This window comes from Stenotrophomonas sp. 109824_Sma (genome assembly GCF_056480025.1).
Window position 1 is genome coordinate 143,037 of record NZ_CM151078.1, and the last position, 14,817, is coordinate 157,853.

Here is a 14,817-nt window from a genome sequence, read left to right on the forward strand (position 1 = left end):
TTTAATGTCTGATGGTTTCGAAAAATTCTCTTGTATTGATTTTCCGGCTCTGTATGGAAGCGTTGTATCGTTGAGGGCTTTTCTGGTTGTTCGTGGTAGGGAATGCTTTCTGGTAGATAGTCGTGATCATCAATTTTCTGATCTTAGGGTGGAGGTGAGTTCACCTGGTCTCGAAAGATTGCTTGATGAGGCCGTGGGAGGATGGGTTGGTGGTGTTGCCTCATACTTTGATGAGATCCTCATATCGGGAGTAGTTCGCGAAGGGACGACCCGGAGAGACCTTGCGTCCATTGCGGAAGTTTCAAGGCTTACGCTTTTTAGGGATGAATTGGTATTTGAAGTGATAGTTTGATGTCAGCTGTTTTCGGGTGCTAGTTGGTACTTTAGGGTCTGATTGAAGTTACGGATTTTTGATTATTTTGGTTGTTATTGGGGGTGGGGCTGTGGCTGGTGTCGGGCAGGCTTTTCTGCGTGCAATTGTTCCTTTGGACTCGTGCAGGTCATTAGGCGAATTTTGACTGTCGAATATCCGGTTTCAGGGCCAAGGGGTGTCTGGACGATCGGCGCGCTGCGCCGAACCACGGCTGCGGTCCATGGTTACAATCTGCCCATGATCAGCCCCCGCCTCCTGGCTTCCACACTGTTGGCGCTGGCCCTGGCGGCCTGCACCGCCACCGCGCCCGTGCAGCACAACCCGCTCGCCACCTGGGTGCCGTCACCCAACCAGAACGCGCGCACGCCGGTCATCATCGTCATCCACCACACCGAACAGAAGTCGGTGCAGCAGAGCCTGCATACGTTGCGCACGGCCAACAGCGGTGGACCGGTCAGTGCGCACTACCTGATCGGCGCCGATGGCCATCGTTACCAGCTGGTCGCCGATGAGCGCCGTGCCTGGCACGCCGGGGCCGGGCGCTGGGGCACCATCACCGATCTCAACTCCGCCTCGATCGGCATCGAGCTCGACAACGATGGCCGCAGCCCGTTCAGTGCGGCGCAGATCGAATCGCTGATCGTGCTGTTGCGCGATCTCACCACGCGCCTGAACATTTCGCCGCGACAGGTGATCGGCCATGCCGACCTGGCGCCGACGCGCAAGCAGGATCCGAGCCGGTTCTTCCCGTGGCAGCAGCTGGCCGAGGCCGGATTCGGCGTCTGGCCGCGTGCGGCCGATGGTGCTGCGCCGGAAGGCTTCGACGCGTGGAATGCGCTGGCCCGTTTCGGCTATCCGCTGGACAACCGCGACGCCACCGTCGCTGCCTTCCACCGCCGTTTCCGTGGCCGCGACGACCTGCCGAAGACGCTGGATGCCGAAGACGCCCGCATCCTGCACTCGCTGCTGCTGCAGACGCCGTGACCACGCGCATGAACGCTTGACCCCGCGCTGGGTTGCCGCCCAGCGGCCGGCCGGCCACCATGGCGGCATGATCGATTCCGCCACCTTCTTCAAGCGCAAGCACTGCATCCTGCTGGCAGCGGCCGTGCTCGCAGGCTGCTCCACCACCGCTCCCCGCACTGGATCCGAAGTGCCGACGCCGGTCACGCCGCCCACGGCCACCTATGCCAAGGCCGCTTGGAGTGCGCTGCCGCCGGTCGCCGACAGCGACCTGCAGGCCGGCTTCGTTGCCTGGCGCAGCAGCTGCACCCGCCTGAAGAACGATGCGGTCTGGGCCAAGCCCTGCGCCGCCGCCGCCGCGGTATCGGACAAGGACCCGGCCGCGATCCGCCAGTTCCTGCAGCGCGACCTCGATGTCTATGCGCTGCGTGCCGGCGGTCACCAGGCCGATGGGCTGATTACCGGCTACTACGAGCCGATCTACGCCGGCAGCCTCACCCGCACGGCCGCTGCCACCGTACCGGTTTACGGCACGCCGGATGATCTGATCGTGGTGCAGCTGGACAGCGTCTACCCGGAACTGAAGGGCAAGCGCCTGCGCGGTCGCCTCGACGGCAAGGTGCTCAAGCCCTATGACGACGCCGGCACCATCGCGGCCAAGGGCGCCAAGGCCCCGGTGCTGGCCTGGCTGACCGATCCGATGGACCTGCAGCTGCTGCAGATCCAGGGGTCCGGCCGGGTGCGCCTGGCAGACGGCACGCAGGTGCGGCTGGCCTATGCCGAGCAGAATGGCCACCCGTATCGCGCCATCGGTCGCTGGCTGGTCGACCAGGGCCAGCTGAAGAAGGAAGACGTCACCATGGACGCGATCCGCGCCTGGGCCCGGGCCAACCCCGCGCGCGTGCCGGAGCTGCTGCGCAGCAACCCCAGCTACGTGTTCTTCGTGCGCAATCCGGACAGCCCGGAGGGTCCACGCGGTTCACTGAACGTGCCGCTCACCGCCGGCTACAGCGTCGCCGTGGATCGCACCGTGGTGCCGCTGGGCAGCCTGCTGTGGCTGTCCACCACGCGCCCGGACGGCAGCCCGGTGGTGCGACCGGTGGCCGCGCAGGACACCGGCGGCGCCATCGCCGGTGAAGTGCGCGCCGACCTGTACTGGGGCAGCGGCGATGCCGCCGGCAAGCTGGCCGGCGACATGAAGCAGAAGGGCAACATCTGGATGCTGTGGCCGAAGGGCGTGGCGTTGCCGCAGTAGGTTGGCCCCCGGATGCCTGATAATGGCGCCATTCCGAACTTTCCGGCCGCGCCTGCGGCCAGGACCCCTGCAATGACCTACGCAAAGCACAACGCAAGATCCGGCGCGAAATCGGCCGCAAAGAAGTACTACAAGCACTGGGCCGAATCGGGCCTGGGCAAGGGCAACGTGCTGATGGAAGCACGCGGCGAGAAGATCGTGCGCCAGGTGGAAATCTACGGCACCAAGATGGTCTGGGCCGACGAGCATGCCCACAGCGACGACCGCTTCCTGCTGGCCGACCAGCCGGTGTCGTTCCTGGATTTCGACGAAGACGACGAAATCTCCGCGCGCGAATTCGAAAGCGCCTGGAAGAAGGCCCGGGAAGCCACCGGCTACCCGGTGTAACGCTGCCCGGCTGGGGTCAGAGCCCTTTCCTGACGGAAAGGGATCCGACCCCGAACCCCGCGTTTTGCACTACATTGGTGCAATGTCCGACCCCGCACCCCCGCCGTCCCTCGATGCCCTGGGCACGCCGCTGGCCTGGGCCGGGGCCGATGGCTGCATTGCCGGCTGCAATCCGGCCTTTGCCCGCTGGCTGGGTGTCAGTGTCCGGCGCCTGCTGGGCCGGCCGCTGGCCGCACTGGAAGTGCAGGGCGAGGCGCTGGCCCATTTCCTGGCCCGCGATGAGCGCGACAGCCTGCGCCTGAACCGGCTGGCGCTGGCGGTGCCCGGCGAGGCACCGCGCTTCGCCGAGGGCTGGATGAGCCGCCGCGACGATGGAGGCTGGCTGCTGGAGGCGCATCCGGTCGATGAATTTCCCGGGCTCGACCCGACCCAGGCCCTGCCCAGCGCGCTCAGCGCAGCGCTGAAGGGGCTGGCCCACGAGCTGCGCAACCCGCTGGCCGGGCTGAAGGGCGCGGCCCAGCTGCTGGCCCGCCGCGCGGCCCAGCGCGATGCCAGCGAACGCGAGCTGATCGAGCTGATCGGGTCGGAGATCGAACGCCTCAACGGCCTGCTCGACCAGCTGCTGTCGCCGGCCCCGGCCGCACCGCATGCCGAACTGAACATCCATGCCGCGCTGGAGCGCGTGCTGCGCCTGGCCGAGAACGAGGCCGGCTGGGCGGTACGCCTGCAGCGCGACTACGACCCCAGCATTCCCGAATTCCACGGCGACGCCGACCGCCTCACCCAGGCGGTGTGGAACCTGGTGCGCAACGCGATCCAGGCCGGCGCCGGCAGCATCACCCTGCGCACCCGGGTGGAGCATGGCGTGCGCATCGCCGAGCAGCTGCACACGCTGGCGCTGCGCCTGGAAATCGCCGACGACGGCCGTGGCGTGCCCGAGGAACTGGCGGAACACCTGTTCCTGCCGCTGGTCAGTGGCCGTGCCGAAGGCACCGGGCTGGGCCTGGCACTGGCCCAGCAGGTCGCGCGCGAGCATCGCGGCACGCTGACCTACCGTTCGCGTCCGGGCCATACCGTGTTCACCCTGCTGTTGCCGATCGGCAACGGCGCCGCCCCGGCCGAGGAGGCCCCGCGCGATGTCTGAGTCCCCCACCACCGCGCAGCGCATCTGGGTGGTCGACGATGACCGTGCGGTGCGCTTCGTACTGTGCACCGCGCTGCGCGAGGCGGGCTACCAGGTTGTCGATTTCGACAGCGCCGCGCCCGCCCTGCAGGCCTTGAGCGAAGGCCCGCCGCCGGCGCTGCTGTTCACCGATGTGCGCATGCCCGGCGACGATGGCCTGGTGCTGCTGGACAAGCTCAAGGCCGCGCTGCCGCAGCTGCCGGTGGTGGTGATGTCGGCCTATACCGACGTGGCCAGCACCGCGGGCGCGTTCCGCGGTGGCGCGCATGAATTCCTGTCCAAACCGTTCGACCTGGACGATGCCGTGGCGCTGGCGCAGCGTGTGCTGCCGGCAGTTGCGCCGGCATTGGCGGCGCCCACGCCTGCGGCGGAAGCGCATAGCGACCTGCCGCCGCAACTGGTGGGTGATACGCGGCCGATGCGCGCGCTGTTCCGCGCCATCGGTCGCCTGGCGCAGGCGCCGCTGGCGGTGCTGATCACCGGCGAGACCGGCACCGGCAAGGAACTGGTGGCCAATGCGCTGCATCGCGAATCGCCGCGTGCGCAGGGCCCGTTCGTCGCGCTCAATACCGCCGCGATTCCGGCCGAACTGCTGGAAAGTGAGCTGTTCGGCCACGAAGCGGGCGCCTTCACCGGTGCGCAACGCCGCCATATCGGCCGCTTCGAGCAGGCCAACGGCGGCACGCTGTTCCTGGATGAGATCGGCGACATGCCGTTGCCGCTGCAGACCCGCCTGCTGCGTGTGCTGGCGCAGGGTGAGTTCTTCCGCGTCGGTGGCCGCGAGCTGATCCGCGTCGACGTGCGCGTGGTTGCCGCCACCCACCAGGATCTGGAAGGCCTGGTCGCGCAGGGGAAGTTCCGCGCCGATCTGCTGCACCGCCTGGACGTGGTGCGCCTGCAGCTGCCGCCGCTGCGCGAGCGCCGCGAGGACATCGCGCAACTGGCCAGCACCTTCCTGGCCGCCGCCGCACGCAAGCTGGACACGCCGCCGAAGCGCCTCACCGCTGCGGCCCTGCAGGCGATGCGCGAGCACGACTGGCCGGGCAACGTGCGCGAGCTGGAGAACGTGTGCTGGCGGATGGCCGCGCTGGCCGCCGCCGACACCATCGGCGTGGCCGATGTCGATACCGCGCTGAACCGCGCGCGCGGCCGCCGCAACAGTGCCAGCGCAGCCGATCCGGGCCAGTGGGAAGCGCTGCTGGCCGAATGGGCGCGCCGTCAGCTGGCCGAAGGCGTGGAAGGGCTGCACGCGCAGGTGCGCGAGCGGGTCGACCATGCCCTGCTGGAGGCCGCGCTGCAGATCACCCATGGCCGCCGCGCCGAAGCCGCTGCCCGCCTGGGACTCGGCCGCAATACCCTTACCCGCAAGCTGGGCGCCGGGCGCCGCCGCGGGGGCCATTGAACGGTCCCTGCACGCGATCCTCGCGCCCGCTTGCCGAACCGTTGATCGTTCATGGACGATGCCGTCCGTAGTGTCACCTGCAAGGAGTCTTCGATGCGTCTGTCCTTTGCCATCCTGCCGTTGTCCGCCGCCGTGCTGCTGTCTGCCTGTGGCAGCGCACCGAAGAAGGCCGAGCCCACCCCGCCGCCGCCGACCGTGGTCAGTGCCGCCAAGCAGGCGGAGGCCAACCTGTCGCCGGCCTCGGCCAGCATCGTCAGTGGCCGCATCGCGCTGATGGTGGAGCCTGGTGGCATCCACATCACCGGGCTGATCGGTGGCCTGCAGCCGATGCAGCAGGCCGGTTTCCACATCCACGAGCGTGGCGACTGCAGCGCGGTGGATGCCAGCAGCGCCGGCAACCACTTCAACCCCGGTGGCGCCGCGCATGGTCGCGCCGGCACCGGCAAGCACCACCTGGGCGACATGGACAACCTGCGTGCCGACGCCCAGGGCCGCGCCAACGTCGATATCCACCTCAAGGGCGTTACCCTTGGCGGAGGCGCCGCCACCGATATCGCCGGACGTGCACTGGTCGTGCATGCCAACGCCGACGACTATCGCAGCCAGCCCGCCGGCAATGCCGGCGTCCGCATCGCCTGTGGCGTGATCCGGGTCGTCCGCTGATCACCGCAGGCTTCATCCAGGGAGAGATTCCAATGCGTCTGATCCACACTTCACTGTTTGCGGCCATCGCCGCGCTGGGCCTGGCGGCCTGCGGCCAGCAGCCGGCCGCTCCGCAGACTGAAACCCCGCCGGCCGCCCCGGCCGAGGGCGCCACCACCGAACCGGCCGCAGCCCCGGCACCCGCTGCCGCCCCGGCGGCCGATGCCTCGGCCACCGCCGAGCTGGCACCGACCCAGGGCAACGAGGCCAAGGGCAGCGTTACCTTCAAGGTGGTCGACGGCAAGGTCCACGTGACCGGCCAGATCACCGGCCTGAAGCCGGGCAGCGAGCACGGCTTCCACATCCACGAAAAGGGCGACTGCAGCGCGCCGGACGGCATGAGCGCCGGCGGTCACTTCAACCCGGGCCACCAGGATCACGGCAACGTCGCCACCGATCCGCACCACGGCGGCGACATGCCCAACATCAAGGCCGACGACAAGGGCGTGGCCACCATCGACGGCCCGGTGTCGAGCAACGTCAACATCGGCAAGGGTGATGACTTCGACATCATCGGCCGCGGCCTGATCGTCCACGCCGATGCGGACGACTACAAGACCCAGCCGACCGGCAACGCCGGCGCGCGCCTGGCCTGCGCGGTGATCCAGAAGGCGCCGTAAGCGCGGTCCTGCTGGAAATGGAAAACGCCGGCGCAAGCCGGCGTTTTTCTTGATCGGTAGTGCCGGCCGCTGGCCGGCATTCGCAGATATGAGGGTTGCCGGCCAGCGGCCGGCACTACCAACAGGCCCCCCCGGATCAGCGCGCCAGCAGCTCGCGCGCGTCCTGCCCGGCCTCGCAATGCACGAACAGCACCGGCACGCCGTGTGCTTCCAGTACCGCAGCCATCTGCCGCTGGCGCATCAGGAACTGCTCGTAGATGCCCTTCAGGCGGTCGCAGTCGTTGTTGCCGTGGTTGTAGTGGGCGCACCAGCCGGCCGGATCGAACAGCGCCATGCGTGCTTCGCCGTGGGTATAGCGCAGCAGCGGCTCGGGCGCGGCGTTGAGCCACTCGTCCTCGCCCGGGGCCATGATCGCGGTCTCGATCAGCGGCCACAGCGCCGCCAGGCCCTGGTTGTCGTACTGCATCGACATCATCGCGGCCAGGTCGTTCACGGTGAAATAGCGCGCGTGCTCGATGCGGGCACCGAAGCTGTTCTGCGCCATCAACGCGGTGTCGGCATGCGCCATGCCGTTGGCCAGCAGTGTCTCTTCCAGCGCATTGGCCACTGCATTGGTGGTGGCCACATCGCTGCCGGTCAGCAGGAACGGCACCACGCGCAGTCCACCGCCCACCAGGCTGGCATCGGCCTGGAACGGCAGCGGCACGTCACCCTCGGCATCGGTACCAAAGGCCAGCAGGCGCGGGCCCTGGTTGCGGCCCGGGGCACGCATCTGCAGTTCTTCCAGGCGGCGATGGATCGGCCAGCCCGGGCGCAGTACTTCGGCCGGATCGAAATGGGCGGCGGCGAATACCAGGTCCAGCTCGGCCACCTGCGGCACCAGCTTGGAAAGGTCGCGGCCGACGCGTTCGGCCAGTTCACCGGCCTGTTCAGCGCTGAGCACCGCCTGGCGGGGGATTTCGCCGCCGGCCAGTTCCAGGGCCAGCACGCCAAGGGCATTCATCGCGGGGTCGGGTTTGCTCATGGTTCCACGGTTGGCCCATCACAGGGCGGCAGCTACACTTGGCTCCATTATGCCTGCTCCGTCGTGCAGGCCATGTTGCAGACACCCTCATCCATGCCAGGTATCTCCATGCCCAACGCTCGTCCCGTCGCCATCCTCGGTGGCGTCCGCATTCCGTTCTGCCGCCAGAACACCGCGTATTCGGATGTCGGCAACCTCGGCATGTCGGTCCGTACGCTGGGCGCGCTGGTCGAACGTTTCGGCCTGCATGGCCAGCAGCTGGGTGAAGTGGCGATGGGTGCGGTGATCAAGCACTCCAGCGACTGGAACCTGGGCCGCGAAGCCACGCTGTCTTCCGGCCTGTCGCCGTTGACCCCGGGCATCACCCTGCAGCGCGCCTGTGGCACCTCGCTGGACAGCATCATCACCGTCGCCAACAAGATCGCGCTGGGCCAGATCGAATCGGGCATCGGTGGCGGTTCGGACACCACCTCCGACGTGCCGATCGTCTACGGCAAGAAGCTGCGCGCGCGCCTGCTGGCTGCCAACCGTGCCAAGAGCACCGGCGACAAGATCCGCGCGCTCACCGCCGGCTTCAAGTTCTCCGAGCTCAAGCCCGAGTTCCCGGGCGTGGCCGAGCCGCGCACCGGCAAGAGCATGGGCGACCACTGCGAGGACATGGCCAAGGAGTGGAACATCTCGCGCGACTCGCAGGACGAGTGGGCGGTGTCGTCGCACAAGAAGCTGGCCGCAGCCTATGAGCGCGGCTTCTTCAACGACCTGATCGCACCGTTCCGTGGCGTCGAGCGTGACAACATCCTGCGCCCGGATACCTCGCTGGAAAAGCTGGCGACGCTGAAGCCGGCGTTCGACAAGGTGTCCGGCCGCGGCACGCTGACCGCCGCCAACTCCACCCCGCTCACCGATGGCGCCGCCGCCGTGCTGCTGGCCAGCGAAGAGTGGGCGCGTGCGCACGGCCATGAGCCTCAGGCGTATCTGCGCGATGCGCATGTCTCTGCGGTGGACTTCGTGCATGGCGAAGGCCTGCTGATGGCACCTACCGTGGCCGTGCCGGAGATGCTCAAGCGCAACGGCCTGACCCTGCAGGACTTCGACATCTACGAGATCCACGAAGCCTTCGCCGCGCAGGTGCTGTGCACCCTGCGCGCGTGGGAGAGCGAGGATTACTGCCGCAACCGCCTGGGCCTGGACGCGCCGATGGGCCGCATCGATCCGGACAAGATCAACCTGCTGGGCTCGTCGCTGGCTACCGGCCACCCGTTCGCGGCCACGGGCGCACGCGTGATCGCCACTGCCGCCAAGCAGCTGGCCGAGCGCGGCGGTGGCCGTGCGCTGGTGTCGATCTGCACCGCCGGCGGCATGGGCGTGGTGGCGATCGTCGAACGCTGATCGCTGCGACCGCGCGCCAACCAAGGTTGGCGACTACCGCGAATGCGCGCTGGATCTGCTGTGGTAGATGCCGACCTTGGTCGGCCATGCGATGTCATCGTTCGGAAGATGTCAGAGCGCCAACCAAGGTTGGCGACTACCGGGTTCCACAGATGAAAACGCCGCCCGATGGGCGGCGTTTTTTCTTGCTCCGGTGGGTGCCGACCGTTGGTCGGCACACCTCAGCCATGCTTACGGCAACCGCGGATTACCGAATTCGTCGCGCTCTTCGTTGGCGTCATACACCGGCGGCTGCACCGTAACCGGCTGCTCTTCCACAGTGGCACGCAGCGGCGCTTCGCTGCCGCGCACCAGTTCCACGCTGTCCTCGCCGCGCTGCAGGCGCAGCGCATTGGCCAGGCACTGCGCGGCCAGCGCGTGCTCGCCACGCTGCGCGAACAGTTCGCCCAGCGCTTCCCACGCCGGTGCACCCGCGCCTGCGGCGATGGCTTCGTGCAGGAACGCGTCGGCGGCATCCCACTGCTGCTGGGCCAGGGCCACGCGGCCCTGTGCCAGGCGCAGCGCGGCCGAGTCGTCATGCACGTTGCGCCAGCGCGCCAGATTGCTCTGGCGCGTGGCCAGGCGCTCGGCCGGAAGGCGACCATACAGCGTCACCAGTTCGTCGTCCCAGCGATGGTCCAGCGCCTGTTCCAGCGCCAGCAATGCAGGCTCATCCCAGTTCAGTGCCACCGCACGGCTGGCATAGGCACCCACCACGTCCGGGGTCGGTCGCAGTGCCTTCGGCGTGGCTTCCCATTGCGCGGCCAGCGCATTGACGTCGGCCGCTTCCAGCAGCGCCTGTGCGGCCAGGCGCGCTTCCAGCTCGCTGTTCGCGTCGGCCGGCAGCACCTTGCTCTGGCGCAACGCACCCAGCTGGCCATACGCCTCATGGGCGCGGCCGGCCTGTGCCAGCGCTTCGGTACGCAGCCACAGGCCACGCGGCGGCAGTGGCTGGATCGCCGCTACGTCCAGCGCGTTGATCGCATCCACCGGCAGATCGCGCGCCAGCAGCTGTTCTGCACGCAGCAGCGCCTGCAGGGTGGCATCGCTCTCACCCAGGCGCTGCAGCAGCGCCTCGCCAGCGGGGCCATCGGCACGTGCCTGTGCACTGCGCACGGCATTGGCCAGCGCCACCGCGCTTACTTCCGGATCCTTGGCGGCGCCGTCCAGCAGCTTCTCCGCACGCTGCCACTGGCCATGCTCATAGGCCTGCAGGCCGTCGATCAGGCGCACCCGGCCCTGCTTGCGGCGGTAGCGCCCCCAGGCACGGAACGGTGCGGCGATCAGGCTCCACAGCAGCCACAGCACCAGCACCGCGATCACCGACAGCAGCGCCACCTTCGGCAGGTTGCTGTGGTAGTCGTAGCCGCCGTAGCGCAGGGTCACTTCGCCGAAGCGGTTCAGGTCATCGGCGCCGAGCCATTGCGCGGCCACCACGCCGATGGCCACGGCCAGCAACAGCACGACCAGGGATTGCAGGGGTTTCATGCGGGATTACCTCCGGTCGGTCTGGGTGCGCAGTTGCTGCAGGGTGCTGCCAAGAATGCTGTTGCTGGCCTGCAGCGGAAGCTCGCGCAAGGCCTTCAGTTCAGCACGTTGCGCGCGCAGGGCCGGTGAATCCGGCCAGCGCCGCTGCGCCCAGTGCTCCACGCGTTCCAGTGCGGTATCGCGGCCGGTGCGGTCGCCGCGTTCGATCGCGGCGCGCGCCAGTGTCAGTTCCAGCTGCAGCGCGTCGTCGGCGTTGCGGCGTTCGGCGGCGGTCAGCGGGCCATTCTGGCGGCTCGGGGTGATGTCCACGAACGGTGCCAGCGTGGACTGCCACCACGGTCTGGCGGTGTTGGTCGCAGCGCTGCCGCTCACCTGCGAGGGCAGGCCCTGCAAGGCCTTGGCCAGCGCATCCAACCGCTGCAGCGATTGCACGCGCGGGCCGGTGCCCAGCGCATCCAGTGCATCGCGTTCCTGTACCAGTGCCTGGCGCAGGTTCAGGCCGTCGCTGTCGGGCAGATCGGCCAGCGCGGTGGCGGCCTGTGCATACAGGCGGCGCGCGCCTTCCACGTCATCGGCGTAATTCAAGCGCTGCGCCGCCTGGGTCAACAGCAGTTCGGCCTCATCGCGCTGTACCGCCTGACGGCCCTGGTTGGCGCTGTCGGCCAGCTTGGCCAGGTTCTCTTCCAGCAATGCGCTGCGCTGGGAAAGGCCCAGCATCTCGTCGCGCAGCACGCGGTTGGTGGCGGCCGCGTCCTGCAGGCGCTGGCTGCTCGCGCGCTGGTCACGGCGAAGTGCATCCAGCGTGGCCTCCAGGCCCTGCAGCTGCACGGCGGTGGTCTGTGCCTGCGCTGCCTGTTCGTTCTGCTGCTGTTGCCAGACGTACCAGCCGGCATAGCCGCCCACGCCAAGCACGACCACACCGGCCAGCGGCAGCAGCCAGCGCACGGGTCGACGGGGCGGGGAAACGGGCGGAGTGTCGTTCATCGGGCTTCCTTGTCGGCAACGTCGCCGGTCGGGGGCCGGCAGGCCGCGTTGTGCACAGCATCACTGTTGCCGACGACAGCGGCAAGCGTGACCCACGTCCCTGTTCAGGTCGCTGCCGGGACGGTGAGCGTGGCGTGTGCGGCCGCCACCAGCTGTGCGCTGGTGGGGCCGGCCGCGCGCACGACGTGCTGCAGGCCCAGTGCCCGGGCCTGTTCGCTGAGGCGATCACTGGCCACCACGGCGGTCGCGTGCACCTGCACGCGCTGCTGCAATGCCGGCGGAAGCTGCTGCCAGAAATGCTGCAGCGCCTCGCCACTGCTCACGGCCAGCACCCACGGCTGTGCTGAATGCGCCAATCGAGCCAGCGCACGGGGCGACAGGCGCAACAGGCGACGCTGGTAGACGTCGGCACGTTCGATCGTGGCGCCCGCCGCCTGCAACTGCGCGGCAATCAGGCCACGCCCGCCGGGCGCGGTCACCAGGCCGATGCGCAGGCCCTGTACGTCGGCCAGCACCGGCAGCGCCAGCAGGCCTTCGCTGTCCATCCGCTGCGGCGCGTGCACCTCGGTGATGCCGTGTGCCTGCAATGCGCGCGCAGTGCCTTCGCCCACGGTCAGCCACGGGCTGCGCTGCGCTTCGGCCAGCGGCAGCAGGGACGCGGCGGCGGCAACGGCGGCCGGGCTGGTGAACACCACCCGATCGCAGTTCAGCGCGCGTTGCAGCTGGCGCACCACAGGCGTGCCGTGCAGGCGCTGCAGGCGCCAGGGCGAAAGGGCCAGTACATCCCCGCCCAGCCCAGCAACGGCGCGGCGCAGCGCCGCGTTCTGGCCCTGCGGGCGCAGCGAGATCAGGGTCCAGCGCGCGCCGGAACGGGTGGCGCCAGTGGGTATCGTATGGTCGACCATTGCCTGCATTATGCGGGCCCTTCGTTGTCGTGGTCGCTGCTCCGATGTCCGTTGATGCCCTGACTTCCTCGTTGGCCGCCCTGCAGGACGTGCTGGACTGCATGCCGGCGGTGCGCGCCATGCAGATCCAGCTCGATGGTTATGCCGACGGCGTGCTGCGCATCACCGCGCCGCTGGCTGCCAACGTCAACGACAAGGGCAACGCCTTCGGCGGCAGCCTAGCCTCGGTGCTGACCCTGTCCGGCTGGGCGCTGGTCAGCCTGCGCCTGCGCCTGGCCGGCCATGATGCCGAGGTCTATGTGGCCGACAGCAACCTGCGCTACCTGGCGCCGGTCTATGAAGACCTGCACGCCCACGCCGAAGCAGCCGAAGCCACCGGCTGGGATGCCTTCCTGAACACCTTCCGCCAGCGCCGCAAGGCCCGCATCAGCATCATCGCCACCCAGCCCGGTGCCGATGGCAAGCCCGCCGCCGAATTCAGCGGTCGCTTCGTTGCCTTCGCCAAAGGGTAGGATGGCAGGCTGACGTTCCGGGGAAACCACTGATGCGCCGCCTGATCCAGTTCCTGATCTGTTCCCTGCTGCTGGCCAGCGCCGTGGCCTCGGCCGACGACCTCAGCCGCAAGCAGCGCAAGCTGCTGGAAGAGACCCAGATCGCCTACGGGGCGACCATCCGCTGGGGCAGCATGGACGATGCCATCGGCTACCTCGACCCCAAGCTGCGCAAGGAAAAGCCGCTCACCGAGTTCGAGCTCAACCGTTACGCGCAGCTGCGCGTGTCGTCCTACCGCGAGCGCAGCAGCGCCTCGCTGGACGGTGGCCTGGTCGAGCGCCGGGTCGAAATCGGGGTGATCAACCAGAACACCCAGGCCGAGCGCACCGTGGTCGTGGTCGAGCGCTGGCGCTGGGACCCGGAAGCCAAGCGCTGGTGGCAGACCGCCGGCCTGCCGGACCTGTGGAAGGGGCAGTGACGGGCCGCGTCCGGCTTGTGCGACAATCGGCGCCCGCTTAATCGACCCGTGACCTGAGTGAATTACGAAGAGTTGCTGGCCTTTGCAGGCCGAAACCCGATGCTGTCCGCGGCCCTGGTCGGCCTGACCGTGGCCATCATCGTCACCGAGATCCGCCGCCTGTTCCGGGGCTTCAAGGGCATCAAGCCCGCCGAACTGACCCAGCTGATGAACGCGGGCGGCACGGTGGTGGTCGACCTGTCGGCCAGCGGTGACTTCGAGAAGGGCCACATCGCCGGCAGCCGCAACGCCCAGGCCAGTGCCTTCGGCCCGGAAAACAAGCTGGTGGCCAACGCCAGGCAGTCGCCGGTGGTGCTGGTCTGCCGCAGCGGCAACGCCTCGGAAACCGCCGCCAAGGCGCTGAAGAAGGCCGGCTTCGAGAAGGTCTACGTGCTCGACGGCGGCATTCCCGCCTGGCAGCAGGCCGAACTGCCGCTGGTCAAGGGCCGCAACTGATTGTCGCAGGTGGCGGATCCGGCCTTGTATGGGCCTGATCCCGCCCCCATCGCAGTAGTTCGACCATCGTTTTCATTGCATTCACCTGGAGTTACTGGAAATGTCCGAAGAGATCACCAACGGCGCCGCTGCGCCGGTCGATGCCGCCACCGGCCCCGCTTTCACCGTCGAGAAGATCTACGTCAAGGACGTCTCCTTCGAGTCGCCGAACGCCCCGACCATCTTCAACGACCAGGTGCAGCCGGAGCTGCAGCTGAACCTGAACCAGCAGGTGCAGCGCCTGGGTGAGAACGCCTTCGAAGTCGTGCTCGCCGTGACCCTGACCTGCCAGGCCGGTGAGCGCACCGCCTACGTGGCCGAAGTGAAGCAGGCCGGCGTGTTCGGCCTGGTCGGCCTGGACCCGCAGTCGATCGACGTGCTGCTCGGCACCCAGTGCCCAAACATCCTGTTCCCGTACGTGCGCCAGCTGATCAGCGACCTGATCCAGGCCGGCGGCTTCCCGCCGTTCTTCCTGCAGCCGATCAACTTCGAAGGCCTGTACGCAGAAACCCTGCGGCAGCGCCAGGAGCAGGGCGACGCACCGTCGCTGGCTGACTCCGAGCCGGCTGGCAACGCCTGATTCCTGCCGCGACGTCACG

At 68.3% G+C, this 14,817-nt stretch carries 17 protein-coding genes; 13 read left to right on the forward strand and 4 right to left on the reverse strand.

The window, feature by feature from the left end; genetic code table 11:
* Positions 1–4 precede the first annotated feature (4 nt).
* The 8 genes from ACZK1G_RS00540 to ACZK1G_RS00575 all read left to right on the forward strand — a co-directional run bounded on the left by ACZK1G_RS00540 (position 5) and on the right by ACZK1G_RS00575 (position 6,885).
* The gene (locus ACZK1G_RS00540; RefSeq protein ID WP_147416465.1) at positions 5–352 is read left to right on the forward strand and encodes a hypothetical protein; all 348 of its coding nucleotides are present in this window, start codon (positions 5–7) and stop codon (positions 350–352) included.
* A 258-nt stretch (positions 353–610) separates the two neighbouring features.
* Positions 611–1,357 carry an N-acetylmuramoyl-L-alanine amidase gene (locus ACZK1G_RS00545; RefSeq protein WP_119007358.1) on the forward strand — a complete coding sequence of 249 codons (747 nt, stop codon included), beginning with the start codon at positions 611–613 and terminating at the stop codon, positions 1,355–1,357.
* A 67-nt stretch (positions 1,358–1,424) separates the two neighbouring features.
* Positions 1,425–2,591 carry a murein transglycosylase A gene (mltA, locus tag ACZK1G_RS00550; protein ID WP_101766362.1) on the forward strand — a complete coding sequence of 389 codons (1,167 nt, stop codon included), beginning with the start codon at positions 1,425–1,427 and terminating at the stop codon, positions 2,589–2,591.
* Positions 2,592–2,663: 72 nt separating this feature from the next.
* On the forward strand, positions 2,664–2,978 hold the full coding sequence (locus ACZK1G_RS00555) for a hypothetical protein (RefSeq protein WP_008268793.1): 315 nt from the start codon (positions 2,664–2,666) through the stop codon (positions 2,976–2,978).
* 82 nt (positions 2,979–3,060) lie between these two features.
* Entirely contained in the window at positions 3,061–4,122 is a 1,062-nt protein-coding gene (locus ACZK1G_RS00560; protein ID WP_032959394.1) for a two-component system sensor histidine kinase NtrB, read from the forward strand.
* Positions 4,115–5,563 (forward strand): nitrogen regulation protein NR(I), encoded by a 1,449-nt coding sequence (gene ntrC / locus ACZK1G_RS00565; RefSeq protein ID WP_197621932.1) that lies wholly within the window; start codon positions 4,115–4,117, stop codon positions 5,561–5,563. The genes ACZK1G_RS00560 and ntrC overlap by 8 nt, the downstream gene beginning before the upstream one ends.
* Before the next feature lie 93 nt (positions 5,564–5,656).
* Positions 5,657–6,226: a superoxide dismutase family protein gene (locus ACZK1G_RS00570; RefSeq protein ID WP_014035519.1), complete on the forward strand. Its 570-nt coding sequence runs from the start codon at positions 5,657–5,659 to the stop codon at positions 6,224–6,226.
* Positions 6,227–6,258: 32 nt separating this feature from the next.
* Complete coding sequence (locus ACZK1G_RS00575) at positions 6,259–6,885, forward strand: superoxide dismutase family protein (protein ID WP_101764677.1); 627 nt, start codon at positions 6,259–6,261, stop codon at positions 6,883–6,885.
* Between the two features lie 136 nt (positions 6,886–7,021).
* On the opposite strand, the gene ACZK1G_RS00580 is transcribed toward ACZK1G_RS00575, so the two are convergent.
* Positions 7,022–7,909, reverse strand: a complete 888-nt coding sequence (locus tag ACZK1G_RS00580) for a hypothetical protein (protein WP_014035521.1) — start codon at positions 7,907–7,909, stop codon at positions 7,022–7,024.
* Between the two features lie 93 nt (positions 7,910–8,002).
* On the opposite strand from ACZK1G_RS00580, the gene ACZK1G_RS00585 reads away from it, so the two are divergent.
* Positions 8,003–9,298 carry an acetyl-CoA C-acetyltransferase gene (locus ACZK1G_RS00585; protein ID WP_029550824.1) on the forward strand — a complete coding sequence of 432 codons (1,296 nt, stop codon included), beginning with the start codon at positions 8,003–8,005 and terminating at the stop codon, positions 9,296–9,298.
* A gap of 231 nt (positions 9,299–9,529) precedes the next feature.
* Here the strand turns inward: ACZK1G_RS00585 and ACZK1G_RS00590 are convergent, their stop codons facing one another.
* From ACZK1G_RS00590 to ACZK1G_RS00600, 3 genes are all read right to left on the reverse strand, one after another.
* Complete coding sequence (locus tag ACZK1G_RS00590) at positions 9,530–10,825, reverse strand: heme biosynthesis HemY N-terminal domain-containing protein (protein ID WP_101764678.1); 1,296 nt, start codon at positions 10,823–10,825, stop codon at positions 9,530–9,532.
* A gap of 6 nt (positions 10,826–10,831) precedes the next feature.
* On the reverse strand, positions 10,832–11,809 hold the full coding sequence (locus ACZK1G_RS00595) for a uroporphyrinogen-III C-methyltransferase (protein ID WP_101764679.1): 978 nt from the start codon (positions 11,807–11,809) through the stop codon (positions 10,832–10,834).
* A gap of 104 nt (positions 11,810–11,913) precedes the next feature.
* On the reverse strand, positions 11,914–12,723 hold the full coding sequence (locus ACZK1G_RS00600; RefSeq protein WP_101764680.1) for a uroporphyrinogen-III synthase: 810 nt from the start codon (positions 12,721–12,723) through the stop codon (positions 11,914–11,916).
* A gap of 35 nt (positions 12,724–12,758) precedes the next feature.
* Between ACZK1G_RS00600 and ACZK1G_RS00605 the strand changes: the two genes are divergently transcribed.
* From ACZK1G_RS00605 to secB, 4 genes are all read left to right on the forward strand, one after another.
* Positions 12,759–13,226, forward strand: a complete 468-nt coding sequence (locus ACZK1G_RS00605) for a YiiD C-terminal domain-containing protein (protein WP_005407593.1) — start codon at positions 12,759–12,761, stop codon at positions 13,224–13,226.
* A 32-nt stretch (positions 13,227–13,258) separates the two neighbouring features.
* Positions 13,259–13,684 carry a hypothetical protein gene (locus ACZK1G_RS00610; protein WP_101764681.1) on the forward strand — a complete coding sequence of 142 codons (426 nt, stop codon included), beginning with the start codon at positions 13,259–13,261 and terminating at the stop codon, positions 13,682–13,684.
* A gap of 57 nt (positions 13,685–13,741) precedes the next feature.
* Positions 13,742–14,179, forward strand: coding sequence for a rhodanese-like domain-containing protein (locus tag ACZK1G_RS00615; RefSeq protein ID WP_014035527.1), 438 nt, complete (start codon positions 13,742–13,744; stop codon positions 14,177–14,179).
* Positions 14,180–14,279: 100 nt separating this feature from the next.
* The gene (gene secB / locus ACZK1G_RS00620) at positions 14,280–14,798 is read left to right on the forward strand and encodes a protein-export chaperone SecB (protein ID WP_005407596.1); all 519 of its coding nucleotides are present in this window, start codon (positions 14,280–14,282) and stop codon (positions 14,796–14,798) included.
* Positions 14,799–14,817: the final 19 nt, after the last annotated feature.